Source organism: Capillimicrobium parvum (assembly GCF_021172045.1).
In the GTDB taxonomy this organism is placed as follows: domain Bacteria; phylum Actinomycetota; class Thermoleophilia; order Solirubrobacterales; family Solirubrobacteraceae; genus Capillimicrobium; species Capillimicrobium parvum.
The window spans coordinates 1255225-1278075 of the sequence record NZ_CP087164.1 but is presented as its reverse complement, the minus strand read 5'-3'; the positions used below and the strand labels follow the sequence as shown (position 1 = coordinate 1278075).

25 protein-coding genes are annotated in these 22851 nt (G+C 73.2%); 9 read left to right on the top strand and 16 right to left on the bottom strand.

Annotation, left to right across the window (positions count from 1 at the left end; genetic code table 11):
• The first annotated feature begins 29 nt into the window (after positions 1 to 29).
• Positions 30 to 1097 (top strand): GAF domain-containing sensor histidine kinase, encoded by a 1068-nt coding sequence (locus DSM104329_RS06260; RefSeq protein ID WP_259314540.1) that lies wholly within the window; start codon positions 30 to 32, stop codon positions 1095 to 1097.
• Entirely contained in the window at positions 1094 to 1732 is a 639-nt protein-coding gene (locus DSM104329_RS06255) for a response regulator transcription factor (protein WP_259314539.1), read from the top strand. The genes DSM104329_RS06260 and DSM104329_RS06255 overlap by 4 nt, the downstream gene beginning before the upstream one ends.
• Here DSM104329_RS06255 and DSM104329_RS06250 read toward each other — a convergent pair.
• Together DSM104329_RS06250 and DSM104329_RS06245 are read right to left on the bottom strand one after the other, a co-directional pair.
• Complete coding sequence (locus DSM104329_RS06250) at positions 1725 to 2885, bottom strand: acyl-CoA dehydrogenase family protein (protein WP_259314538.1); 1161 nt, start codon at positions 2883 to 2885, stop codon at positions 1725 to 1727. The two genes, DSM104329_RS06255 and DSM104329_RS06250, sit on opposite strands and share 8 nt — an antisense overlap.
• 112 nt (positions 2886 to 2997) lie before the next feature.
• Positions 2998 to 3453 (bottom strand): VOC family protein, encoded by a 456-nt coding sequence (locus DSM104329_RS06245; protein WP_259314537.1) that lies wholly within the window; start codon positions 3451 to 3453, stop codon positions 2998 to 3000.
• 71 nt (positions 3454 to 3524) lie between these two features.
• On the opposite strand from DSM104329_RS06245, the gene DSM104329_RS06240 reads away from it, so the two are divergent.
• The 4 genes from DSM104329_RS06240 to dmpG are packed head-to-tail and all read left to right on the top strand — an operon-like array spanning position 3525 to position 7074.
• On the top strand, positions 3525 to 4328 hold the full coding sequence (locus DSM104329_RS06240; protein WP_259314536.1) for a 2-keto-4-pentenoate hydratase: 804 nt from the start codon (positions 3525 to 3527) through the stop codon (positions 4326 to 4328).
• Entirely contained in the window at positions 4325 to 5140 is an 816-nt protein-coding gene (locus DSM104329_RS06235) for an enoyl-CoA hydratase/isomerase family protein (RefSeq protein WP_259314535.1), read from the top strand. Before DSM104329_RS06240 ends, DSM104329_RS06235 begins: the two co-directional genes overlap by 4 nt.
• 3 nt (positions 5141 to 5143) lie before the next feature.
• On the top strand, positions 5144 to 6052 hold the full coding sequence (locus DSM104329_RS06230; RefSeq protein ID WP_259314534.1) for an acetaldehyde dehydrogenase (acetylating): 909 nt from the start codon (positions 5144 to 5146) through the stop codon (positions 6050 to 6052).
• Entirely contained in the window at positions 6049 to 7074 is a 1026-nt protein-coding gene (gene dmpG / locus DSM104329_RS06225; RefSeq protein WP_259314533.1) for a 4-hydroxy-2-oxovalerate aldolase, read from the top strand. Before DSM104329_RS06230 ends, dmpG begins: the two co-directional genes overlap by 4 nt.
• On the opposite strand, the gene DSM104329_RS06220 is transcribed toward dmpG, so the two are convergent.
• From DSM104329_RS06220 to DSM104329_RS06180, 9 genes are all read right to left on the bottom strand, one after another.
• On the bottom strand, positions 7071 to 7694 hold the full coding sequence (locus DSM104329_RS06220; RefSeq protein ID WP_259314532.1) for a glutathione S-transferase family protein: 624 nt from the start codon (positions 7692 to 7694) through the stop codon (positions 7071 to 7073). The genes dmpG and DSM104329_RS06220 overlap by 4 nt on opposite strands.
• Positions 7688 to 8521 (bottom strand): alpha/beta fold hydrolase, encoded by an 834-nt coding sequence (locus DSM104329_RS06215; RefSeq protein WP_407655897.1) that lies wholly within the window; start codon positions 8519 to 8521, stop codon positions 7688 to 7690. The genes DSM104329_RS06220 and DSM104329_RS06215 overlap by 7 nt, the downstream gene beginning before the upstream one ends.
• Positions 8522 to 8556: 35 nt before the next feature.
• Positions 8557 to 9501, bottom strand: coding sequence for a VOC family protein (locus DSM104329_RS06210; protein WP_259314530.1), 945 nt, complete (start codon positions 9499 to 9501; stop codon positions 8557 to 8559).
• On the bottom strand, positions 9498 to 9983 hold the full coding sequence (locus DSM104329_RS06205) for a VOC family protein (protein WP_259314529.1): 486 nt from the start codon (positions 9981 to 9983) through the stop codon (positions 9498 to 9500). Before DSM104329_RS06205 ends, DSM104329_RS06210 begins: the two co-directional genes overlap by 4 nt.
• The gene (locus DSM104329_RS06200; protein WP_259314528.1) at positions 9976 to 11652 is read right to left on the bottom strand and encodes an FAD-dependent oxidoreductase; all 1677 of its coding nucleotides are present in this window, start codon (positions 11650 to 11652) and stop codon (positions 9976 to 9978) included. The genes DSM104329_RS06205 and DSM104329_RS06200 overlap by 8 nt, the downstream gene beginning before the upstream one ends.
• 29 nt (positions 11653 to 11681) lie before the next feature.
• Positions 11682 to 12545, bottom strand: a complete 864-nt coding sequence (locus tag DSM104329_RS06195) for a CoA-transferase (protein WP_259314527.1) — start codon at positions 12543 to 12545, stop codon at positions 11682 to 11684.
• On the bottom strand, positions 12542 to 13441 hold the full coding sequence (locus DSM104329_RS06190) for a CoA transferase subunit A (protein ID WP_259314526.1): 900 nt from the start codon (positions 13439 to 13441) through the stop codon (positions 12542 to 12544). Before DSM104329_RS06190 ends, DSM104329_RS06195 begins: the two co-directional genes overlap by 4 nt.
• A gap of 69 nt (positions 13442 to 13510) precedes the next feature.
• Positions 13511 to 14161 carry a TetR/AcrR family transcriptional regulator gene (locus DSM104329_RS06185; protein ID WP_259314525.1) on the bottom strand — a complete coding sequence of 217 codons (651 nt, stop codon included), beginning with the start codon at positions 14159 to 14161 and terminating at the stop codon, positions 13511 to 13513.
• Positions 14158 to 14697 carry a TetR/AcrR family transcriptional regulator gene (locus tag DSM104329_RS06180; protein WP_259314524.1) on the bottom strand — a complete coding sequence of 180 codons (540 nt, stop codon included), beginning with the start codon at positions 14695 to 14697 and terminating at the stop codon, positions 14158 to 14160. The genes DSM104329_RS06185 and DSM104329_RS06180 overlap by 4 nt, the downstream gene beginning before the upstream one ends.
• Before the next feature lie 37 nt (positions 14698 to 14734).
• Between DSM104329_RS06180 and DSM104329_RS06175 the strand changes: the two genes are divergently transcribed.
• Positions 14735 to 15880 carry an acyl-CoA dehydrogenase family protein gene (locus DSM104329_RS06175; protein ID WP_259314523.1) on the top strand — a complete coding sequence of 382 codons (1146 nt, stop codon included), beginning with the start codon at positions 14735 to 14737 and terminating at the stop codon, positions 15878 to 15880.
• Positions 15881 to 15964: 84 nt separating this feature from the next.
• On the opposite strand, the gene DSM104329_RS06170 is transcribed toward DSM104329_RS06175, so the two are convergent.
• The 4 genes from DSM104329_RS06170 to DSM104329_RS06155 all read right to left on the bottom strand — a co-directional run bounded on the left by DSM104329_RS06170 (position 15965) and on the right by DSM104329_RS06155 (position 19344).
• Positions 15965 to 16450, bottom strand: a complete 486-nt coding sequence (locus DSM104329_RS06170; RefSeq protein WP_259314522.1) for a VOC family protein — start codon at positions 16448 to 16450, stop codon at positions 15965 to 15967.
• Positions 16447 to 16857 carry a cobalamin B12-binding domain-containing protein gene (locus DSM104329_RS06165; protein WP_259314521.1) on the bottom strand — a complete coding sequence of 137 codons (411 nt, stop codon included), beginning with the start codon at positions 16855 to 16857 and terminating at the stop codon, positions 16447 to 16449. Before DSM104329_RS06165 ends, DSM104329_RS06170 begins: the two co-directional genes overlap by 4 nt.
• Positions 16854 to 18455 (bottom strand): methylmalonyl-CoA mutase family protein, encoded by a 1602-nt coding sequence (locus DSM104329_RS06160; protein ID WP_259314520.1) that lies wholly within the window; start codon positions 18453 to 18455, stop codon positions 16854 to 16856. Before DSM104329_RS06160 ends, DSM104329_RS06165 begins: the two co-directional genes overlap by 4 nt.
• A gap of 82 nt (positions 18456 to 18537) precedes the next feature.
• Positions 18538 to 19344 carry an enoyl-CoA hydratase-related protein gene (locus DSM104329_RS06155; RefSeq protein WP_259314519.1) on the bottom strand — a complete coding sequence of 269 codons (807 nt, stop codon included), beginning with the start codon at positions 19342 to 19344 and terminating at the stop codon, positions 18538 to 18540.
• A gap of 39 nt (positions 19345 to 19383) precedes the next feature.
• Between DSM104329_RS06155 and DSM104329_RS06150 the strand changes: the two genes are divergently transcribed.
• A complete protein-coding gene (locus DSM104329_RS06150; RefSeq protein WP_259314518.1) occupies positions 19384 to 20811 on the top strand; it encodes a class I adenylate-forming enzyme family protein in 1428 nt (475 codons plus the stop codon).
• Positions 20808 to 21680 (top strand): TIGR03619 family F420-dependent LLM class oxidoreductase, encoded by an 873-nt coding sequence (locus tag DSM104329_RS06145; protein WP_259314517.1) that lies wholly within the window; start codon positions 20808 to 20810, stop codon positions 21678 to 21680. Before DSM104329_RS06150 ends, DSM104329_RS06145 begins: the two co-directional genes overlap by 4 nt.
• Here the strand turns inward: DSM104329_RS06145 and DSM104329_RS06140 are convergent.
• Positions 21641 to 22849, bottom strand: a complete 1209-nt coding sequence (locus tag DSM104329_RS06140; RefSeq protein WP_259314516.1) for an acyl-CoA dehydrogenase family protein — start codon at positions 22847 to 22849, stop codon at positions 21641 to 21643. The two genes, DSM104329_RS06145 and DSM104329_RS06140, sit on opposite strands and share 40 nt — an antisense overlap.
• Between the last annotated feature and the right edge of the window lie 2 nt (positions 22850 to 22851).

Genomic DNA, 22851 nt, shown 5'->3' with positions numbered 1-22851 from the left:
GAACACGTCCACTGCCGTCCCACGGACCGATGAATCTGCTGTTGACCCGCCCCGAGGCCGGTTTCGCGAGCACGCTCGACCGCGCCGAACCGCCAGCCGCGCCGGCCGTCGGATCGACGCTGCGCGACCTCGCCGACACCGCCTGCCGGACCGCTTGCCGCACGGCCGCGCTGCGCGGCGCGCTTCTGCTGGTGGCGGACCGCGTCGGCGGCCGGCCGGTCGTCGTCGGCGGCCACGGCCCGGCCACCGCCGAGCTGCACGCCCGGCTGGGCCGCCCTGCGCTCGCGCGCCTCGTTCACGACGCGCTGACGGCCGGTGAACCCGCCGGCCCCACGCCGCACCCGCTCGTCCTCGTCCCCGTGGCGAGCGGTGGGCGCCGCCTCGGCGTCATCGTCGCCATGCCGCACCGCGGCGACCGCCGGCCCGACGGCGCCCCGCGCCGCGCGCTGCAGGCCGTGGCCGAGATCACCGCGGCCGCCCTCCTGCAGGCGCAGACCGTCGCCGCGGACGAGGAGCGCCTCGTGCGGGCCCGCGTCGAGCTCGCCCGCACGATTCACGAGGAGGTCGTCCAGCGGCTCTTCGGCGCGTCGCTGGTGCTCTCGTCCGACGCACCGCTGGGCAGCGCGGACCTGGAGCTGTGCTGCACCGAGGTCCAGGGCGCCCTGCGCGACCTGCGCTCCATCCTCGGCGAGTCGTTGCGCGCCCCCGTGGCCCCCCCTGCCGGCAGCCTCGCCGCGAAGCTGCGCGCGCTCGGCAACGAGCCCGACGTCGTGGCGATCTGCGATGGCTGTGCGCAGGACGTGGCCGCTGACCAGGACGCGGTCGCGCGCTCCGTCCTCGCCGAGGCGGTGCGCAACGCCCGCAAGCACGCCGTCGATCCGCAGATCACCGTCACGGCGCGCATCCGGCCCGACCTCATCACGCTGACCGTCGAGAACGACGGCGCGCCCGCCGTCCCCGCGGGCGAACCCGGCCTCGGCCTGCGCCTCGCCGCCACGGAGGCGCTGCACGCCGACGGGCTGCTCGAGCACGGCCCCACCGCCGCCGGCCGCTGGCGCGTGCGCCTCACCCTCCCCAACCAGCCGGAGACCGTATGACCGCCGAGCTCGCAGCGACCAGTGACCCCGAGGTCGACCGGCGCAAGCTGGCCGTCCTGCTCGTCGACGACCACGAGGTCGTCCACCTCGGCTTTCGCCTCATGCTCACGCGCACCGCGTGGATCTCCCGGCTGGTGAGCGCGCGTACGATCGACGAGGCCGTCGCGCTCGCGTGCCGTTACGAGCCGCACGTGGCGCTCGTCGACCTCATGCTCGGCGAGGCGTCGGGCGCCGACGCCTGCGAGGCGGTCCGCGCTGCGTGCCCGAAGACCCGGGTGCTGCTCATGTCCGGCAGCGGCCGGATCGGCACGAGCACCGCCCAGGCGATCGGCGCGTCGGGCTTCGTGCCGAAGGACTGGGCGACCGCGGACATCCTGCGCGCCGTGTACACGGTGGGCACCGGCGGCACGATGTTCCTGCCGCGGGCCGAGACCGTCGGCGCGGGACTCTCGCAGCGCGAGCGCAACGTCCTCGAGCTCGTCGCCTCCGGCGCGACGAACCGCGAGATCGCCGACCGTATCCACCTCTCGCCGCACACGGTCAAGGAGCATCTGAGCTCCCTCTACCGCAAGCTCGGCGCGCGCAACCGCGCCGATGCGGTCCAGCGCGCGCAGCGCCTCGGGTTGCTCAGCTGACCCGACGGGCCTGCCCGAGCCCGAGTGAGCGGCCGATGACCTCCTTCATGATCTCGTTGGAGCCCGCCCAGATCTTCGTCACGCGGGCGTCGGCCCATGCGCGCGCCACCGGGTACTCGTCCATGTAGCCGTAGCCGCCGTGCAGCTGCACGCACGCGTCGATGACGCGGTTCTGGACCTGCGCGCTCCACCACTTCGCCTTGGCGGTCTCGACGTCGGGCAGGGTGCCTGTGACGTACTCGGCGACGCAGCGGTCGATGAAGGTCTGCGTCACCTCGATCTCCGTGACGAGCTCGGCGAGCAGGAACCGGCTGTGCTGGAAGGTCCCGATGGCCTGGCCGAACGCCTGGCGCTCCTTGGCGTACTCGAGCGTCTGCTCGAGCGCGCCCGCGGCGTGCGCGATGTTCGCGCAGGCGCTGTGCAACCGCTCCTGGGGCAGGTGGCGCATCATCGTGGTGAAGCCGCCGTGCAGCTCGCCGACGACCTGCTCGCCGCCCAGGTGGACGTCCTCGAAGAAGAGCTCGGCGGTGTCCGCCTCGGGCTGACCGACCTTGTGCAGCTTGCGCCCGCGGGTGAACCCCTCGACACCCTCCTCGATCGCGAAGAGCGTGATCTCGCGGGGCCCCGAGCCCGTCCGCGCGGCGACGACGACGAGGTCCGCCGCCGTCCCGTTGGTGATGAACGTCTTCGAGCCGTTGAGCACCCAGCCGTCGCCGTCGCGCCGGGCGGTCGTGCGCATGCTGGCCAGGTCGGAGCCGGCACCGGGCTCGGTCATCCCGATCGCCGTGACGATCTCACCCGAGCAGAACCCCGGCAGCCAGCGGCCGCGCTGCTCCTCGGTCGTGCACTCGACGAGGTAGGGGGCGACGACATCGGTGTGGATGCCGACGCTCGACGCGAGGGCCAGCCCCGCCCGGGCCAACTCCTCGGTGAGGACGGCGTTGAAGCGGAAGTCCTCGGTCCCCGCGCCGCCGTGCTCGGCGGGGATGGAGATCCCGAGCAGCCCCTGGCGTCCTGCCGCGAGCCACATGTCGCGGCTGACCAGTCGATCCTCGCGCCAGCGCTCGTGGTGGGGCACGACCTCGCGGGCGATGAAGGTCTTCACCGCATCGCGGAAGTCGTCGTGCTCGTCGTCGAAGATCGTTCTGCGCATCGGGAGATGGGCCGGTCGCTGCGGCCGGCCGGACGCTAGATCGCGTCTCGGGCGGGCTCAATCGGCCCACCGGTTTTCCCCCCTTGTGGCGGGGCTCGCCCCCCGCCGCCGCTCAGGGCTGCTGCCAGATCTCGACCTGCATCCCGTCGGGATCGGTGGCGTAGGCGAACGCGACGCCGGCGAGGTCGCCCTCGAGGACGATCGGCGGGCGCCGGAAGCTCGCGCCGTTGGCCGTCATGTGCTCGTACTGCGCGACGCAGTCGTCGACGCGGATCGCGATGTGCGTGGCCCCGACATCCTTGTTGGACAGCGTGAAGTCGGCGCCGACGGGATCGAGGTACTGCAGCAGCTCGATCTGGTCGCCCCCGTCGCCGACGGGCAGGAACGCGTAGTGCATGCGGGCGCCGGGGACGCCGATCGCCTCGCCGATCTCCGGCGCCAGCGGCTCGTCGCCGCGCACCAGGACCGCCGGCTCGAAGCCGAACATGGTCCGGTACCACTCCAGCGAGCGATCGATGTCCCGCACGGTGACGCCGGTGTGGTGCACGCCCATCGCCGTTGCCCGCATGTGCTTCTCCTCTCGCTGCGGCGACCGTCCGCGCCGCTCCGCCAGTACGATAACGTGGCGTCAGAATAACCATGTCCGACGCCTCGCCCTTCGACCCCGCTCCATTGGCCGCCGAGCTCGAGGCCGCATGGACCGGGCGCACCACCGTCGAGCCATTCGGCGAGCGCGGAGCGCTGCGCACGGTCGAGGACGCCTATGCCGTGCAGCAAGCGTGGGCCGCCCTGCGCGCCGCCGCCGGCGAGACGACCGTCGGGCGCAAGATCGGCCTCACCAGCCCCGGCATGCAGGAGCAGATGGGCGTCGGCGAGCCGGACTTCGGGGATCTGTGGGGCTCACGGCGCTTCGACGCGCCCGGCGGCGCAGCCGACATCCCGGCCGGCGTGTTCATCGCGCCGCGTGTCGAGGGCGAGCTCGCGCTGCGCATTCGCGCGCCGCTGCAGGGCCCGGGCGTGACGGAGGCCGACGTGCTCGCGGCGGCGGACGCGGCCGCGCTCGCCGTCGAGATCGTCGACAGCCGCATCGCCGGCTGGCGCATCACGCTCGTCGACACGGTCGCCGACGACGCGTCGTTCGGCGGCTTCGCCTGCGGCGCCTGGTCGGAGGAGCTCCTGCACGCGGACCTGCCGTCCACCCCATTCACCCTCGAGCGCAACGGCGAGCCGTGCGTGCAGGAGCTCGGCCGCGCGGTCCTCGGCTCGCCGCTGACCGCGGTCGCGTGGCTGGCGAACAAGCTCGGCTCGTTCGGCGCGGGCATCCGTGCCGGCGACGTCGTCCTGTCGGGCTCGTTCGGCCGCGCGGTCCCGGCGCAGCCCGGCGACGAGTTCGTCGTATCGACCCCCGGCCGCCCGCCGCTGACCGTCCGGATGACGCCATGACGAAGGAGCCCGACCCGATGCCCACGACGTTTCGCTTCGAGGACGCCGCAGCCGGCGTCAAGCTGCTCACGCTCGACCGGCCCGACCGGCTCAACGCGGTCAACTGGCGGATGGTCTCCGAGCTCGAGGAGTGCTTCCGCGGCCTGGCCGCCGCCCAGGACGTCCGCGCCATCGTGCTCACCGGTGCCGGCCGGGCGTTCTGCGCCGGGCTCGACATCAAGGACCCCAACTCGTTCGACCAGGAGAACACGGTCCACGCCTATGACCTGCAGGAGATGTTCGGGCGGATGTGCACGCACCTCGCCGAGGTGCCCCAGCCCATCATCGCCGCGGTCAACGGCGCCGCCTCCGGCGCGGGGCTCGTGTTCTCCGTTGCGTCCGACATCCGCCTGGCGGTCCCGGAGGCGCGCTTCAACATGGCCAACGTGCGCATCGGCTTCTCCGGCTGCGACCTCGGCTCGTCGTACTGGCTGCCGCGCGTGCTGGGCCTCGGGCTGGCCTCGGAGCTCATGCTGACCGGCCGCTTCATGGGCGCCGAGGAGGCCGAGCGCCGCGGGCTCGTCAACCGCGTCGTGCCGGCGGACGAGCTGCTCGACGCCGCGATCGAGATGGCGGCCGACATCGCGCGCAACTCGCCGTTCGCGGTGCGCATGACCAAGCAGGTCCTCGCCCAGAACGTCGACGCGCCGTCGCTGCGCGCCGCGGTCGAGCTCGAGAACCGGACGCAGATCCTGTGCACCCGCACGCGCGACTTCGAGGAGGCGCTGGCCGCGTTCCAGGAGAAGCGCGAGCCCGAGTTCACGGGGAGCTGAGCGGTGGGCGAGGCGAAGGTCCCGGTGGCGATCGTCGGGTCGGGCAACATCGGCACCGACCTGGCGATCAAGCTGCACCGCAGCCGGCACATGGAGCTGCGCTGGATGGTCGGCGTCGACCCGGCGTCCGAGGGTCTGCGCCGCGCGCGCGAGATGGGCATCGAGACGAGCGCCGAGGGCGTCGACTGGCTGCTCGACCGGGCCGAGCTGCCGCAGCTCGTCTTCGAGGCGACCTCGGCCCACGCCCACCGCGCCAACGCGCCGCGCTACCGGGAGGCCGGCATCCAGGCGATCGACCTGACCCCCGCCGCGCTGGGCCCGGCGGTCGTGCCGGTCGTCAACATCGGCGAGCACCTCGACACGCCGAACGTCAACCTCATCTCCTGCGGCGGCCAGGCCACGATCCCGATCGTCGCCGCGGTCAGCCGCGTCACCGGTGTCCCGTACGGCGAGATCGTCGCGTCGGTCTCCTCGGACTCCGCCGGCCCGGGCACGCGGGCGAACATCGACGAGTTCACGCAGACCACGGCGCGCGGCGTCGAGGCGGTCGGCGGCGCCCGGCGGGGCCGCGCGATCATCATCCTCAATCCGGCGGAGCCCCCGATCACGATGCGCAACACGGTCATGGCGGCGATCGACCCGGCGGCCGACCGCGACGCCGTCGCCGCCTCGATCGTCGACCAGGTCGCCCGGGTCGCCGAGTACGTGCCCGGCTACCGGCTCGTCGCCGAGCCTCAGTTCGACGACCCCCAGCCCGGCTGGGACGGCCGCGCCCGCGTGACCGTGCTGCTCAGCGTCGAGGGCGCCGGGGACTTCCTGGCGCCGCACGCCGGCAACCTGGACATCATGACCGCGGCGGCGAGCGCGGTCGGGGAGCGCCTGGCCGAGGCCCGGCTCGGGAGGGCGGCATGACGCCGGACGTCCGCATCACCGACACGACGCTGCGCGACGGCAGCCACGCGATGTCGCACCAGTTCACCGAGCGCCAGGTGCGCGACACCGTCCGCGCGCTCGACGACGCCGGCGTGCCGGTCATCGAGGTCGCCCACGGCGACGGGCTCGGCGGCGCGACGTTCAACTACGGCTTCTCGGCCACGGACGAGCTCACGCTCATCGCCGCCGCCGCCGAGGAGGCCACGCGCGCGCGCATCGCCGCCCTGCTCGTGCCGGGCGTCGGCACCGTCGAGGATCTCAAGCGCGCCGCGGCCGCCGGGGTGCAGATCGTGCGCGTCGCGACGCACTGCACCGAGGCCGACGTCGCGGTCCAGCACTTCGGCGCCGCGCGCGAGCTCGGCATGGAGACCGTCGGCTTCCTCATGCTCAGCCACATGACCTCGCCCGACGAGCTGGCGCGGCAGGCACGGATCATGGTCGACGCCGGCTGCCAGTGCCCCTACGTCGTCGACTCGGCCGGGGCGCTGATCCTCGACGACGCGGTCGCGCGCGTCGAGGCGATCCTCGCCGAGGTGGGCGACGAGGCGCAGGTCGGCTACCACGGCCACAACAACCTGGCGATGGGCGTGGCGAACTCCGTCCTCGCCTACCGGGCGGGCGCCCGCCAGATCGACGGCTCGACCCGCGCGCTCGGCGCCGGCGCCGGCAACTCCCCCACCGAGGTCCTCACGGCGGTCTTCGACCGGCTCGGCGTGGAGACCGGCATCGACCTGCCGGCGATCCTCGCCGCCGCCGAGGAGGTGGTCGCCCCGTACATCCGGCGCACGCCGATCATGGACCGCAGCTCGATCATGCTCGGCTACGCGGGCGCGTACTCGAGTTTCCTCATCCACGCCGAGCGCGCCGCCGAACGCTACGGCGTGCCCGCTCACGAGATCCTCATCGAGGTCGGTCGCCGCGGCTACGTCGGTGGCCAGGAGGACATGATCATCGACGTGGCGCTGTCGCTGGCAGCCGGCCCGGCCGCCGCCTCCGGCTAGAGCGCCGGATCCGCCGCCGCCCACGCGGGGCGCGCCAGGAGCGCGTCGGCGAGGGCGTCCAGGCGCGGGTACGGCGCGAGGTCGTAGCCCGTGGTCCGGGCGCGGAAGAGCACCGGCGCGAGCGCGCAGTCGGCGATCGTGAAGCGCCCGAGCACCGCGCCGCCCTCGCCCACGAGCGAGTCCAGCAGGGCCGTGTTGCCCGCGATCTCCGGCTCGATCCCCGCCGCCTTCTCCGGCTCGGCGTCCTCGGCGGACATGCCCCGCGCGAGCGTCCACCCGAGCATGACCGCCTCGCGGCGGAAGAACGGGGTGCGCAGCCGCGTGGCGAACCGGTCGAGGAACTCGTCCACGCGAGCGCGGTCGCGCACGTCGCGCGGATAGAGGTCGTCCCGGTGCTCGCGGCCGGCCAGGTAACGCAGGATCGCCTGCGATTCGGCGAGGACGAACCCGTCGTCGTCGAGCACCGGGATCCCACCCAGCGGGTTGAGCGCCAGGTAGTCCGCCGGGCGCGGGGTCGCCATGGAGACGGTGCGGCGCTCGTGCTCCAGGCCCAGCTCGGCGAGCAGGAAGCGCACCTTCAGCGCGTTGGACGAGTTGGGGTGGTCGTACAGGGTCAGCATGAGGCGAGCAGGAACTCCCGGTGGAGGCGGTCGAAGTCCTCGGGGCGCTCCCATTGCGGCCAGTGCCCCGCACCGTCGATGTTGACGAGTCGCGAGCCGGGGATCCAGCGGGCGAGCAGCTCGCCCTCGTCGTACGTCCCGGTCGGGTCGTCCGAGGTCCAGATGATGAGCGTCGGCGCGCGGATGCGCCCGGTCCACTCGGCGTTCCAGCCGTACCGGGCGCGAACCTCCGGCTCCTGGAGCACGAGGACGTTGCGCATCGCCGCCTCGGCGCCCGGCTGCGTGTAGATCGCCAGGCGCACCGCGACGAGCTCGTCCGAGACGAGATGCTTCGTCGCCGGCGCGAACAGCCACTCGAGACGCGAGCGGACCGTCTCGACCGACGCCTCGGTGACCGCCCGCAGCGTGCTCTCGTAGACGCGGCGCATCGTCTCGGGCTTGCTCGTCACGTTGCCCGGCGTCGTGAGCACCAGCCGGTCGACGCGCTCGGGGCGCTGCGCCGCGAACCACGCCGCCACCCACCCGCCGAGCGACTCTCCCGACAGGTGCGCCCGCTCGAGTCCCAGCGCGTCAAGCAGGCCGGCGAGGTGCTCGGCGTAGACGTCGAGCGTGTAGGGGCGGTCGGGCTTGCCGGTGAAGCCATGGCCGACCATGTCGCAGATCACCAGCCGGAAGTGCGCCGACAGGGCGCGGACGTTGCGCAGGTAGGCCTCGGCGTGGCCGCCCGTTCCGTGCAGCAGGACGAGCGGCGGGCCGTCACCGGCCTCGACGATGCGCGTGCGGATCCCCCCCGCGTCCACGAACCGTTGCGAGAAGGCGACGTCCATGAGCTGAGGCCAGAGCGCCGGTGCGCCGTCCGCGCTCACGCGATCCACTCCCCGGCCAGCGGCTGCGTCTCGCCGAACGTCGGCGGCGGCGCGTTCCCCCACCATGAATGCCCCTGCTGGTCGTAGTCGTCCGGGCGCCACAGCAGCGCGGGCCGGTCGAGGTCGCGGACGTAGTCGCCCGTATAGAGCTCCAGGCGGTTGCCCGCCGGATCACGGATGTACATCGCGAACGCGTTGGTCGCCCCGTGCCGGCTCGGCCCCCATTCGAGGCGGCCCTGGATCCGCGCGTCGCCGAGCAGGTCGGCGGCCCGTAGCAGCGCGGCCGCGTCGCTGACCGCGTACGCGACGTGGTGAAACGCCGGCACGTCGTTGCGGCCGAGCGCGACGTCGTGCGAGCGCGGCGTGCGCCGCACCCACGCCACCCGCGGCGTCTCGCCGTCGTCGTCGAGCCAGATCTCGGCGGTGCTGAAGTCCAGATCGCCGGCCCAGTAGCCGAGCGCCGCCGCCATGTCCGGCACGCGCATGCTGACGTGGTCGATGCGCCCGGGCGGCACGCCGGTGAGGCGATGGCTGTCGCGCATCGGCATCCGCAGCCGCCCCTCCGGATAGAGCTCGACCTCGTCGAAGTCGTGGAAGAACTCCACCCGGTGCCCGTCGGGGGTGACCGTGCGCAGGGCGTCGCCCTGGCCGGGCTCCGTCCCGGCGGCGACGCGCACGACCGGCAGGCCGCGATCGGCGTGGATCGCCTCGAGGCGGTCCAGGTCCCCCGGCTCGGACACGCGAAATCCGCTGTGCACGAGCCCGCCGCCGTCGCCCCGGGAGATCTTCAGCGACCACGCATCGAACTCCTCCGCGCCGCGCAGGTAGCACGCCCGCTCGTCGGCGGCCTGCTCGACGAAGCCGAGCAGGCCGACGTAGAACGCGCGCGCCTCGTCGAGATCCGGAGCGGAGATCTCGACGTGGGCGAGCCGCAGGATCACTCCGCCCAGCCCTCGGGCATCTGGTGCAGCTCGTACTTCAGGCCCTCGGGGCCGTCGAAGTACAGAAACCAAGCACCCTCGAGCGGCCCGGCCGGGACGTAGGTCGGCTCGTTGTAGCAGTCGACGTCGTGGGCGAGCAGGTGCTGGTAGGCGGCCTGGATGTCCTCGACCTCGAAGCAGATGTGCGCCGCCCCGTGGTCGCACCGGCGCAGCACGACGTCGTCGTTCGTGTCGTCGGGCTTGACGTACTCGATGAGCTCGATCCACGCCCCGCCGACCTTCAGGAACGCGACGTCGAGCGCGGCGCCCGGCACCCGCAGGCCGGCCGAGAGCTCGGGGCCCTCGGCCTCCATGGTCATGAACGGCTCGACGCCGAGCACGTCCCGGTACCAGCCGAGCGTCTCGCCGAGGTCGCGGACCGTGCTCGAGACGTGCTGGATGCCGACGAGCCCGGCCATCCCGCCGGCCTGGGGGTCAGACACCGGCGTGCTCGGCCGCGGTCTCGCCGATCGCGCGCGGCGCCTGGCCGCCGGCGTGGCGCCCGGCCAGGTAGCCGAACGTCAGCGCCGGGCCCAGCGTCGCCCCGCCGCCGGGGTACGACGAGCCGAGCACGTTCGCGGTCGTGTTGCCGGCCGCGTAGAGGCCGCCGATGACGCCCCCGCGCATGCGGAGCACGCGCCCGTCGCCGTCGATGCGCGAGCCGCCGTTCGTCCCGAGCGCCCCGTGCACCATCTTGACCGCGTAGTACGGACCGCTCTGCACCTTGGCCAGGCAGGCCGCCTTGTCGGGGCCGCCGGTCATGTAGGCCTCGTACCAGAGCGTGCCGCGGGCGAAGTCCGGGTCGTCGCCGGCGTCGACGGCGGCGTTCCAGCGCGCGACTGCCTCCTCGAGCCCGTCCGGGTCGATCCCGGCGTTCGCCGCGAGCTCGCGCAGGGTGTCGCCGCGAGCGATCCAGTCGGGCGCCGGCGAGCCCGGTGGCAGCGACGGCAGGATCGTGGCGGCGTCCTTGACGCTCTGGTCGAAGACCATCCAGTGGTCCTCGTTGGGATGCTCGACCGCGACGGGGTCGAAGGCGCCGACCACCTTCGGGAAGTCCTGGTAGCTGGCCGCCTCGTTGACGAACCGCCGGCCGTTGCGGTTGACGACGATGATCCCCGGGAAGGCGCGCGAGCCGCCCATCTGGATCATCGGCTTGCCCTCGAACTCGACGTCCGGGTCGAGGATCGCCGGCTGGCCCCAGAACGAGGTCATGTTGCCGAGCTCCGCACCGGCCTCCATCGCCATCCGGTGGCCGTCGCCCTCGTTGTGCGGCGGGCTCATCGGGACGATCTCCTCGCCGATGAACGCCCGCACCATCGCGGGGTTCCACTCGAAGCCGCCGCAGGCGAGCACGACGCCGCGGCGGGCGCCGATGAGCTCGGGCGAGCCGCCGCGCGTGCGCACGCCGATCACCTGCCCGTCGACGACGACCAGCTCGTCGACCGGGGTCTCGGTCTCGACCGGGACGCCGCGGTCCAGCAGCCCCTTGAACAGCGCGGCGACAAGACCCGGCCCGAGCACGCGGATGTCGGCCGCCTCGCGTTCCTCGACCAGCCCGGCCGGCAGCTCGCCGCCCAGCAGGACCTGCGCGCCCTCGGCCATCGTCAGCGGCGCCAGGTGCGGGCTGGTGCGGACCTTCGCCGCCCACTCGCCCAGCTCGTTGCGGGCGTCGAACGGCTCGCACTCCAGCGAGCGGCCGCCCTGGGGCTTGCCGCCGGGCAGGTTGGCGTAGTAGTCGGTGAATGGGCGCGAGAGCGTCAGCTTCAGCGGCGTGTTGTCCTCGAGGTACTCGAGCGCCTCGTGGGCGCGGTCGACGAAGACCTCGACGAGCGCCGGGTCAGGCTCGCGCCCGAGGGTGAGGCGGCGCACGTACTCGAGCGCCTCTTCGCGGGAGTCGGCGATGCCCGCCTCGGCGGCCTGCCGGTTCAGGGGTGCCCAGATGATCCCGCCGGAGACCCCAGCAGTGCCGCCGATCATCGGCGCCTTCTCGAGGACGAGCACCTCGGCGCCCGCGTCGTGCGCGGTCGTCGCGGCGCTCAGCCCGGCGGCGCCGCTGCCCATCACGACGACGTCGACGACGCGGTCCCAGCGCTCAGGCCGTGCGGTGATCATGCGGTCTCCTCTCCACCTGCTGGTCGTGTCTACCGGGCCGCCACGCGCGAGGCGGCCAGCGCGCGGTCCCATTCGTCCTGCAGCAGGTCGCGCAGCATCTGCTTGCGCTCCTGCGCGTCCAGGAAGTCGAAGCGGGTCGTCCCGTGCGGGTCGATGCGCTCGCGCAGCAGCGCGACCTGGTCGGCCGTCGGCTCGGCGGTCGTGGGGATGTCCGCCGGAACCTCGAGCTCGAAGCCCGTGTTCTCGACGACCTGCTCGGCCGCGACCCCCGGGTTGAGCGACTCGATCCGGAACGGGCGCTCGTCGTCGTCCTTGATGAGGACCGCGAGCGGCGTGATGATCCGCACCGGCCCGGCGAGCAGGCCGCGGCGGCGGCGCTCCTCGGCGCTCAGCGGCGCGCGCTGCCCGGTGCGGAACGAAACCTGCTCGACGAGCGTGCGCCGGTCGTGGCGGCCGAAGTACACGAGGATGCGCTCGTAGTGCTGGACGACCTCGGGCGAGCCCGCGCCGCCGGGCATGCGCACCTTCGGGTGCGCGTAGTCGCCGATGCATGCGAGGTTGAAGGCGCCGGTGCCGTCGATCTGCGCCGGCGACACGCACTCCACGAGGCCGCGCTTGCCCAGGTGGACGGTCTGCGTCGTGGTCAGGAAGCTCCACCGGGCGAGCGCGCCGCGGTAGGCCGCGGCCTCGGTACCGGTGAGGTTCAGCTCGACCGGGGGCATCCCGATCGCGTTGAAGCCGACGAGGTACGCGTCGCGCGCGTGCGTCAGCTTGGCGAGCATGTAGGAGGCGTAGGCCAGCGGCGTGAACGATCCGAGGACCGTGACGCCGGAGTCGTCGACCTCCGACGCGATCCGGCAGACCATGAGCTCCTCGATGCGGTACTCGGTCATGCGGTCTCCAGGGTGGGCGCTTCGCGGGCCACGGTTTCGAGCACCACGCGGCGGTCCTCGTCCAGCGCGCGCTCGCGGTAGCCCTCCTCGGTCTCGGAGGCGAGCTCGGCGAGGACCTCGGCGCCCCGCCCCTCGCCGCAGGCGTCGGCGTAGGCCATGACGGCCCAGGCGTCGAGGCCGTAGCGGGGCACGTGGGTCGTCGGGTGCGCGCCGAAGGGCGCCTCGATGACCGCGTCGACGATGAAGCCGGGGATGTGCGTGCTCGCCGGGTTCGCGGCGATCGTCTCCGTGTCGACGAGCTCCTCGCAGGTGACGACGAGACGCCGGGCGGCGCGGGCCAGCTCGGGGTCGCAGCCCATGGGGCCCTCGACCTGGGCGTTGCCCGCCGCGTCGGCACGCAGCACGTGGACGAGCGCGACGTCGGGGTTCAGCGCGCGGATGCCGAGCAGCCGCTCGCCGGTGAACGGGCACTCGATCTCGGCGTACGCGCCGGGCGTGACCTCGGGCAGCTCGGAGGCACCGATGTCGCGCATCGGCAGGAACGGCAGATTGCGCGCGCCCGCGTCGAGCGCGACGTTCATCGCGACGCCGCTGACCTCGTTGATGCGCAGCGTGCCGTCCTGCACCGCGCGCCGGAAGTGCGGCGCCAGGCCGTAGGCCTCCAGCGACACCATCGAGAACGTCAGCTCGCGCACCAGGCCGGCCGCGATGAGCTGGTCGACGTCGATCGAGCTCAGCGATCCGATGACGTGCAGGTCGCCGATGCGGTCGCGGATGAGCTGGCGCACCGCGGCCATGGGATGGTTCGCCATCCACGCGCCGCCGAGCCCGACGGACGCGCCGGGTGGGACGAGCGACGGCAGCTCGGCGAGGGGGACGACCTTGTTCGCAGCCATAATCTGACGGCAGCTTATCCACGGGTCCGCCCGGGCGCCACCCGCCGATCTGGGGGTGGTTTTGGGCGACTAGCCGGCGGGCGCGGCGAGCCCGTGGCCGAGCAGGCGGCTGATCAGGTCGGCGAGGTCCTCGTCGCTGGAGCCGTCGCTCCAGCCGAGGACGATCTTCACGTAGACCGGCCGCTCGAAGACGGCCACGATGAGGTCGGCCGTGATCTCCGGATCGACCCGCTTGTCGACGATCCCCCGCCGCTGGCCGTCCTCGATCACGGCGGCGAGCTCACGGCGCGACCGCTCGTGGATCGCGACCCACACGTCGGTGAACTCCGTGGGCGGCTCGAGCAGCTCCCACCACGCGCGGAAGATCGACGAGTACTCGCGGTACACCTCGAGGTAGGCGAGGACGCTGTCGCGCACCATCAGACGCCCGTCCGGCCCCGCCGGCATCCGCGTCTCGCGGTGCAGACGGTCGGTCAGGTCCTGCAGGAGGCAGCGGAAGATGTCGCCCTTGTCCTCGAAGTACTGGTAGACGGTCCCCGAGGCCATGCCCGCGTCCTCGGCGATGTCGAGCACGGTCGAGTCGGCGAAGCCACGCTCGCCGAAGACGGCGATCGCGGAGCGCAGGATCCTGTCGCGCGTGCGCTTGCCACGAACGGACGTGGCGTCCGACCGGCCGCGCGCCGGCTGCCAGCGCTCCGGGGCCTCGGTTCGCGGGCTCATCGCTTGTACAGCCCCTTGCGCACGAGGCGGTCGAGCTCGCTCGCCACCGCGCGCGCGTCGCGCTCCGGGATCCAGCCCGCCGACTCCATCAGCACGTACTGGGCGACGATGTCGGCCACCATGTCGGCGGCCGCCCGGGTCTGGTCCTCGCCGACGATCGGTTCGAGCCGCTCGCCGAGCAGCGCGCTGGCGCGCAGGCGCAGCTCGCGGCGCAGGTCCGCCTCCGGGCTGCCGGCGCGTGAGAGCTCCTGGGCCGCGCGTACGACGCCGCGGTGCTCGCGTGCGGCGAGCAGCCAGGCCTCGAGCTGGGCCTTCAGGGTCCGCGCCCGGGTCAGCGCGGCGATCAGCGCCTCGCCGTAGTCGGCGAACATCGCCGCGAAGAAGTCGTTCTTGCTGGCGAAATGGCGGTAGAACGCGCCGGTCGTCATGCCCGTGTCGGCCGCGATGTCGGCCAGGCGGGCGCCCGCGTAGCCGCGGTCGGCGAAGGCCCGGCGGCCCGCCGCGAGCAGCGCGTCCCGCGTGGGGAGCGATTCCATGTCGGTCGTGGAGGCGATAAGCTGCCGTCAGATTCTCGTGAGACGAACCATCTTTGCACCGGAGCATGACGACTTTCGTCAGTCGGTCAGTGGCTTCCTTCAGCGCGAAGCCGTCCAGCATCATGACGCCTGGGAGAGCGACGGCAAGCTCGACCGCGCGTTCTGGAAGAAGGCGGCCGCTCAGGGCTTCGTGGGCTTCGAGGCCCCGGAGGAGCTCGGTGGCCTCGGCCTGCGCGACTATCGCTTCAACGCGATCCTCGTCGAGGAGTGCTGCCGGCTCGGGCTGCTGCCCGACCACTTCATGCTCCAGAACGACGTCCTGGGGCCCTACCTGATCGACCTCGCCAATGCCGAGCAGCAGGCGCGCTGGCTGCCCGGCTTCACGTCCGGCGACCTGATCGCGGCCATCGGCATGAGCGAGCCCGGCGCCGGCTCCGACCTGCGCGGGATCTCCACGACCGCCAAGCGCGACGGCGACCACTACGTCCTCAACGGCTCCAAGACGTTCATCAGCTCCGGCACGCAGGCCGACCTCGTCGTCGTCGCGGCGCGCACGTCGAGCGAAGCGCGCGCGAGCGGCGCGTTCAGCCTGCTGATGGTCGAGGGCGGCATGGAGGGCTTCGAGCGCGGCCGCAAGCTCGAGAAGATCGGGCGCGGCAGCCAGGACACGGCCGAGCTGTTCTTCAACGACGTCCGGGTCCCGGTCGAGAACCTCCTCGGCGACGAGGGCAGCGGCCTGCGCAACCTCATGCGCAACCTCGCGCGCGAGCGGCTGGCGGTCGCCGTCGCGGCGGTGGCGGGCGCGGAGTTCGCGCTCGAGATCACGCTCGAGTACGTCAAGGACCGCAAGGCGTTCGGCACCCCGATCGGCAGCTTCCAGGTCAGCCGCCATCACCTCGCCCAACTCGCCACCGAGCTGCGCTCGGCCCGCCTCTACACGGACCGCTGCATCGAGGCCGAGGTCGCCGGCGATCTCGACCCCGTCGAGGCCGCGGGGCTCAAGGCGCTGACGACCGAGCTGCAGTGGCGCGTCGTCGACCGCTGTCTGCAGCTGCACGGCGGGTACGGCTACATGAACGAGTACGAGATCTCCCGGCAGTGGCGCGACGCCCGCGTCCAGCGGATCTACGGCGGGTCCACCGAGATCATGTGGGAGATCGTCGGCCGCGGGCTCGGGCTCTAGCCCCTCGCGCGATCAGGACCTACTCGGGCCGAGCCCGCCGCGCACGCAGGGGCGGGGCGCGAAGCCCCGGCGGCCGCCCCGAGGTCAGGCCTCGCCGGCGAGCGTCGACTCGAGCGTTTGCCCGGGCGCGAGCCGCGGGTAGTCCGGGTTGGACTCGACGAACTGCACGAGCACACCGTGCCCCGAGCGCGGGTGCACGAACGCCTCCTGCCACTCGGGCTCGTCGTAGTTGACCCCGACGATCTCGAAGCCGGCCGCGCGCGCCCGGTCGATCGCCCCGCGCACGTCGGCCACGCGGAAGGTCAGGTGGTGCAGCCCGCCCGCCGGGTGGCGCGCGAAGAAGCTGTCGAAGAACGACGAGCCCGGCAGCGGCTCGAGCAGCTCGACCTTGCCGCCGCCGGCGAAGCCGAGCACGACGCCCCGGTAGCCGACCCGCGGGTTGTCGCCGCCGTAGAGGAACCGCCCGCCCAGCTGCTCGGCGTAGAGCGGCAGCAGGTCGCGGATGCTCGGCGCCGCGTGGGCGGCGTGGTCGAAGTAGGCCTGAAGACCGGCGGGCAGCGCCGCGCTCATGCCAGGGCCCGGCGGCCTTCAGCCAGCGCCCGGAAGGTGGCGACGATGTCCTCGGCGCTGGTCCCCGGTGCGACCGCGGCGTCGATGCCGAGCCGCACGATCTGGGCGCGGTCGGCCTCGGTGATGACCGAGCCGCCGACCACGACCGGGATCGGCGGGTCCGCCCGGCCCAGCCGCTCGGCCAGCTCGGCGGCGTAGTGCAGGACCTCCCACGAATGCGCGCTGACCCCCACGACGTCGACGTCCTCCTGGACCGCCACGGTCGCGATCGTCCCCGGGATCTGGAAGCGGCCGGCGTAGATGACCTCGGCGCCCGCGTCGCGCAGCAGGCGCGTCACGGCGAGCGAGCCGGCCTCGTGCTGGTCGAGGCCGAGCACGGTCACGAGGACGCGCAGCCGGGCGCTCACCGCGGTCGCTCCACGCATCCGAGCGGGTCGTACGGGCGGTCGTAGCACTCGCGCAGCACGCCGATGCACTCGCCCATCGACGCCTGCGCCCGCAGCGCGCCCACGAGCGCGGGCATGACGTTCGCGCCCCCGCGGCAGTCGGTCTCGAGACGGTCCAGCCCGGCCACGACCGCGCCCGGCTCGCGCGCCGCCCGCCACGCCGCGATCTCGTCGATGCGCTCGTAGGCGGGCGCGATGCGCTTCTCGGTGAGGTCGCGCAGCAGCGTGTCGCGCGCGGGCGCGATCTCGTTGACGTTGACGCCCACGACCGGGCGGGTGCCGTCGGCGACCTCCTGCGCGCGATCGACCATCGCCTCGGCGAAGATCGCGCGGAAGAACCCGTCCTCGGCGAGACGGACGACGTCACCCAGCCCCTCGATGAACGCGATGCGCTGCGCGATGCGGGCCTCGAGCTCGTCGGTCAGCGCCTCGACGTACCAGGCTCCGCCGAGGGGGTCCGCGACGTCGGCGGCGCCCGTCTCGAGCGCCACGACGTGCTGCGTGCCGAGCCCGACGATGTGCGCGTCGCGCGACGGCGTGCGGATCGCCTCGTCGAACGCCGAGATCTCCATGGCGCGCACGCCCGCGAGCGTGAGCGCGACCGCCTGGATCGCCCCGCGCGCGATGTTGTTGGCGATCTGGCGCGAGGTCATCGTCGCGCCGGACGTGTGCGCGGCGACGTTGATCGCCAGCGACCGGGGATCGCGCGCGCCGAACTCGTCGCGCATCATCCGCGCGTACAGGCGCCGCGACGCGCGGATCTTCGCGATCTCGGCGAAGAAGTCCATCCGGCAGTTGACGAGCAGCGCGATGCGCGGCGCGAAGCGGTCGACGTCGACGCCCCGTGCGATCAGCCGCCGCACGACCTCGCGAAGCTCGACGAACCCGAGCGCCATCTCGTCGACGACGTCCACGCTGCCGTCGGAGATGTAGTAGGTGTCCTCGACGAAGGGATGGAAGCGCGGCATGTGCTCGCTGCAGAACTCGATCGAGTCCGTGGCCAGGCGCATGTGCAGCTCGATCGGCAGGTTCGACGAGTAGCCGGTGTCCTCGGCGAACAGCGGCGGCAGGATGGCGGACCCGCGCAGGCGCGCCGGGTCGTGGCCGTGCGCCTCGGCGGCGAGGAACAGCCCCGCGGCGGCGAACCCGCCGGGCAGCGAGTGGTCGCAGCTGACGCGGTCGAGCGGGATGCCCTCGTACAGCGCGGCGAAGTCGGCCCCGCGGCAGACCGACACGCCCTGGTTGCCGACCGCGTGCCGGGCGTAGGGATGGTCGGGATCCATGAAGCACTGGGTGGGTGTGTCGCCGATGACGTCGAGGCCGGTCGCTCCGTGCTCGAGCAGGTAGTGGAACTGCTCGTTGGAGCGCTCCGGAGGGCCCTCGCCGGACAGCTCGCGGACGATGAGCTCGTGGCCCTCGCCGGGCGCGCGCGTGCGCGGCGCGCGGGTGCCGCGCGTGTAGGGGAAGCTGCCCGGGTCGCCGAGGTCGCGTTCGTAGTCGACCGAGACCGACGCGGGCGTGTAGAACAGCGCCCGCTCCGGGCGCGTGGGAGAACCCACGGGGGCCCGCCTCACGCCGGCACCTTTCGGAAGCCCACCGTGGTCAGCCCGGGGCCGGCATCGGCACCCCTAGCGGCCACGGTCACCCGAGCAGGCTCCGGAAGTCCGGCGGCCGGCGCTCGCGGAACGCGGCCAGCGCTTCGAGATGGGCGGGGCGCTCGGTGAGCCGGCGGAACTCGGGCTCCTCGCGGTCGCGCGCGGCACGCGCCGCGGGCAGCCGGGCGTCGAGCAGCAGCCGCTTCGTCGACATGAGCGATTCGAGCGGCTGGGCGGCGATCTGCTCGCACACCGCGAGCGCCTCGGCGAGCAGTTCCTCGTCGGAGGTCAGCTGCCAGACGAGGCCGGTGCGCGCCGCTTCCTCGGCGGGGATCCAGCTCGACGTCAGCAGCGCGTGCACCGCCGGCTGACGGCCCATGAGCGATGGGATCGTCGAGGTGCTGCCCGCCTCCGGGACGAGGCCGAGCGACGTGAACGGCATGCGAAAGCGCGCGGACGCGCCCGCGAGCACGAGCTCGCAGTGGCCGAGCATGGTCGTGCCGATACCGACCGCGAGGCCGTTGACGGCGGCGACGAGGGGCTTCGGGAAGGTCTCGACGCACTCGATGAACGCGTCGTAGGGATCCTTCCCGCCGGGCTCCGGCTCGGGCCCCGCGTCGTCGGAGATATCCGACCCGGCGGTGAACGCGCGCCCGGATCCGGTCACGAGGACGCAGCCGACCTGGGGGTCAGCGGCCGCCGCTTCGAGGCCTTCGCGGACGGCGTCGAACAGCGCCCGGTTGAACGCGTTGAGCGCTTCCGGGCGGTTGAGCGTGAGGATGAGGACCCCTTCGCGGCGCTCGCTGAGCGCCACCGCGGAGGCGGGTGGTGACGTGACGGGATCGGCGTGCATAATCTGACGGCAGCTTATCGACTTCGGAGGGAGAGGCCCGTGGGGCCGCAGGACTGGACCGAGCTCGTGTTGCACCTCGCCGCGCCGTCGCAGGGGGACTGGGTGGCGCTCGAGCACGGCGACGAGCAGATGACGATCAAGCAGCTCGCGTCCGCCATGCTCGCCGCCGCGGGCGCGCTCCGGGGCGACGGCCCCGTCGCGGTGAGCGAGGCCGACCCGATCTCGCACACCGTGGCCGTCCTGGGCGCGGTGTGCGCCGGGCGCCCGGCGATGCTCGTCGACCCGAAGCATCCCCAGGCGGTCCTGGACGACGTCGTCGAGCGCGCCGGCGCGACCACCGTCGTCGGACGCCCCGTCGACGGCGTCGCGCACCTCGACCGGGCGCGACTGGTCGCCGCGCCGCCCGCCTCGCCCCTTCCCCGGCCGCCCGAAGCGATCGGCTCGATCCTGCTCACCTCCGGCTCGACCGGGATGCCGAAGCTCGTCCAGCGCGCCCGCGGCGCCGACCTGCACGCCGCGATGTGCCTGCGCCTCGCGAACTTCCCGATCGAGCCCGGCGACCGCCACTGGCTCTGCGTGCCCTACGCGGCCGCACCGTTCCACAGCCTCGTGATGGGCGCCCTCCTGGCCCGCGCCACCGTCGTCTTCGCACCGTTCGCGCGCGAGTCGGTCGACGCCTTCCTCGCCGAGCGCCGGATCTCGAGCGTGTATCTCGTGCCGACGATGCTGCGCCTGGCGCGCGAGCACGGCGGGCTCGACGGTCCCGGCTGGCGCGCGCTGCGCGCGCTCATGACCGGCGGCGAGAAGCTCGACGCGCCGACCGCCGAGGTCCTGCTCGAGCGCTTCGAGGGGCGGGTCTACTGCGCGTACGGCATGACCGAGATCCCCCGCCCCACCGAGGCGACGTTCGAGGAGATCGCCGCCCGGCCGGGCACGGTCGGCCGCGCGATCCCGTTCCGGCAGGTGCGCATCGCGGAGGTCGGCGGCGACGCGGACCTGCCCGTCGGCGAGGAGGGCGAGGTGCTCGTCACGGGCCCGGACCTGTTCGCCGGCTATCTCGGCCAGGAGCCCGCGGGGGATTGGTACCGCACGGGGGACCTCGGCCGGCTGGACGAGGACGGCTACCTCTACATCACCGGCCGCGCGTCGAGCGTCGTGAAGGTCGCCGGCAACCGCGTGTCGACCGAGGAGGTCGCGGCGGAGCTGCGCCGCCATCCCGCCGTCGCGCAGGCGGCGGTCATCGCGGTCGACGACCCGACGTGGACGAGCAGGCTCGTGGCCTTCGTCGTGATGACCGGGGCCGAGATCCAGACCGACGAGCTGCGGGACTGGATGGGCGAGCGCCATCCGGCCTACAAGGTGCCGCGCACCGTGCGCCGCATCGCCGATCTCCCGGTCGACAGCTCCGGCAAGGTCTCGCTGCAGACGCTGCACACGATCGCCGCGACCTCAGAGGAGGCATCGTGAGGTTCTTCCTCTACGGCACGTACATTCCGGCCAACCAGCTCGTCGCGGTCGCGCGCGCGGCGGAGGCCTGCGGCTTCCACGGGATCACGATCCCCGACCACGTGGTGTACCCGCACGACACGGCGACCGCGTATCCCTACGCGCCCGACCCGGAAACCGGCCGGACACCGTGGGACGAGACGTGCGACTGGCCGGACCCGATGGTGTCGGCGGGCGCGATGCTCGCCGCCACCGAGCGGCTGACCATCCTGACCGGCATCTTCGTCCTGCCGATGCGCGACCCGCTGCTCGTGGCCAAGGCCGCCTCGACGGTCGCCGCGCTGAGCCCCGGCCGCTTCATCCTCGGCGCCGGCGCCGGGTGGCTGCGCGAGGAGTTCGAGATCCTCGGCTTCGACTTCGACACCCGCGGCCCGCGCAGCGACGAGGCGATCGGGGCGCTGCGGGCGCTCTGGACCGGCGAGCGCGTCAGCCACCGCGGCCGCGACGTGACGATGCGCCCGGCGCCGCCCATGCCGATCCCGATCTACGTCGGCGGCGACGCGCGCCCCGCGCTGCGCCGGGCCGCCCTGCTCGCCGACGGCATCCTGCCGCCGCTCAACAGCCAGCGCCGAACCGCCGAGCACCTGGAGACGATCGCCGGCCTGCGCGCCGAGCACGGCCGCACCGGCCCGTTCGACTATGTCGCCGCGGCGGCCGGTGTCGGCACGCCCGACGGCATCGCGGAGATCGGGGCGCTCGGGGTCGAGTCGGTCCACGTGGACCCGTTCGCGCTCTACGTGCGCCGCTACGGCGGGCTGACCCTCGACGAGCGCCGGGCGGCGCTCGAGCGCTACGCGGGGGAGGTCATCGCCCCGCTGGCCGGCGCCTGAGGGGAGCTGCGCCCGCCGCCGAGCTCGCGCACGAGCACGTTGCGCAGGATCTGGTTCGTGCCGCCGAAGATCTCCTGCACCTTCGCCTCGCGGTGGTAGCGCTCCATCCCGTACTCGACCATGTACGAGTAGCCGCCGAGGATCTGCATGCCGTGCAGCGCGCACTGCGTCGCGGTCTCCGAGGCGGCGATCTTCGCCACGGCCGACTCGGCGTGGCAGGGCAGACCGGCGTCGAGGCGGTCGGCCGCCAGCCGCGTGAGCGCCCGCGCCCCTTCGAGTGCGATCGCCATGTCGGCGAGCATGTGCCCCACGGCCTGATGGTTGATGATCTCGGTGCCGAACTGGCGACGCTCGAGGGCGTACCGGCGGGCGAGGTCGAACGCGCCCTGCGCGGTGCCGAGGCTCTGCGCGGCCGTGTACACGCGGTCGGCGTCGAGCAGGTCCATGACGATCGCGGCACCGGCATCGACCTCGCCGACGATCGCCTCCGGCCCGAGGCGCACGTCGTCGAAGAACACCTCACAGGTGTGCGTCGCCTGGCCGGCGAGCTTGCGCAGCGGCTGCACGGCGACCCGCGGGTCGCGGCGCGGGATCAGCACGAACGTCAGCGCGCGGCGGGGCGACGCCCCCGGCGTCGTGCGCACCAGCGTGAGGATGACGTCGGCGGCGTCGGCGCCGGTCGTGAAGATCTTCTGGCCCCGGATGACGAAGCCGTCGCCGTCGGGGATCGCCCGGGTCGCCAGGCCCATGAGGTCCGAGCCGCAGTCCGGCTCGCTGAGCGCCATCGCCATGCGCAGCCGGCCCGCGGCCAGCGCGGGCAGGTGGGCGCGCTGCTGGTCGCCGGTGCCGAAGCGCCCGATGGCCTCCGCGCAGAACAGCGCGGTGGGCACATACGCGTAGGCGAGGCAGGCGCCCGCGCGCTGGATCTCCTCGATGACGATGCACCGCGTGCGTGCGTCCGCGGGGGAGCCGCCGTGGTCCTCGTCGATGGCGATGCCCCACAGGCCCAGCTCGGCCATCCCGTCGAGGATCTCGGCCGGATAGGTCTCCGTCGCGTCGAGATCGGCGATGCGGGAGATCGGTGCCTCGCGCTCGAAGAACGCCCGCAGCGTCTGGCGGATCTGGCGCTGCTCGGGGGTGTCCGATGGGTCGCTCAGGGGGTCGAACATGG

What these genes read in the sequence shown, in the direction of transcription:
- DSM104329_RS06260 (WP_259314540.1), top strand. Translation starts at nt 30, where the DNA reads ATGAATCTGCTGTTGACCCGCCCCGAGGCCGGTTTCGCGAGCACGCTC.
- DSM104329_RS06255 (WP_259314539.1), top strand. Translation starts at nt 1,094, where the DNA reads ATGACCGCCGAGCTCGCAGCGACCAGTGACCCCGAGGTCGACCGGCGC.
- DSM104329_RS06250 (WP_259314538.1), bottom strand. Translation starts at nt 2,885, where the DNA reads ATGCGCAGAACGATCTTCGACGACGAGCACGACGACTTCCGCGATGCG.
- DSM104329_RS06245 (WP_259314537.1), bottom strand. Translation starts at nt 3,453, where the DNA reads ATGCGGGCAACGGCGATGGGCGTGCACCACACCGGCGTCACCGTGCGG.
- DSM104329_RS06240 (WP_259314536.1), top strand. Translation starts at nt 3,525, where the DNA reads ATGTCCGACGCCTCGCCCTTCGACCCCGCTCCATTGGCCGCCGAGCTC.
- DSM104329_RS06235 (WP_259314535.1), top strand. Translation starts at nt 4,325, where the DNA reads ATGACGAAGGAGCCCGACCCGATGCCCACGACGTTTCGCTTCGAGGAC.
- dmpG (WP_259314533.1), top strand. Translation starts at nt 6,049, where the DNA reads ATGACGCCGGACGTCCGCATCACCGACACGACGCTGCGCGACGGCAGC.
- DSM104329_RS06220 (WP_259314532.1), bottom strand. Translation starts at nt 7,694, where the DNA reads ATGCTGACCCTGTACGACCACCCCAACTCGTCCAACGCGCTGAAGGTG.
- DSM104329_RS06215 (WP_407655897.1), bottom strand. Translation starts at nt 8,521, where the DNA reads ATGGACGTCGCCTTCTCGCAACGGTTCGTGGACGCGGGGGGGATCCGC.
- DSM104329_RS06200 (WP_259314528.1), bottom strand. Translation starts at nt 11,652, where the DNA reads ATGATCACCGCACGGCCTGAGCGCTGGGACCGCGTCGTCGACGTCGTC.
- DSM104329_RS06195 (WP_259314527.1), bottom strand. Translation starts at nt 12,545, where the DNA reads ATGACCGAGTACCGCATCGAGGAGCTCATGGTCTGCCGGATCGCGTCG.
- DSM104329_RS06190 (WP_259314526.1), bottom strand. Translation starts at nt 13,441, where the DNA reads ATGGCTGCGAACAAGGTCGTCCCCCTCGCCGAGCTGCCGTCGCTCGTC.
- DSM104329_RS06185 (WP_259314525.1), bottom strand. Translation starts at nt 14,161, where the DNA reads ATGAGCCCGCGAACCGAGGCCCCGGAGCGCTGGCAGCCGGCGCGCGGC.
- DSM104329_RS06180 (WP_259314524.1), bottom strand. Translation starts at nt 14,697, where the DNA reads ATGGAATCGCTCCCCACGCGGGACGCGCTGCTCGCGGCGGGCCGCCGG.
- DSM104329_RS06170 (WP_259314522.1), bottom strand. Translation starts at nt 16,450, where the DNA reads ATGAGCGCGGCGCTGCCCGCCGGTCTTCAGGCCTACTTCGACCACGCC.
- DSM104329_RS06155 (WP_259314519.1), bottom strand. Translation starts at nt 19,344, where the DNA reads ATGCACGCCGATCCCGTCACGTCACCACCCGCCTCCGCGGTGGCGCTC.
- DSM104329_RS06140 (WP_259314516.1), bottom strand. Translation starts at nt 22,849, where the DNA reads ATGTTCGACCCCCTGAGCGACCCATCGGACACCCCCGAGCAGCGCCAG.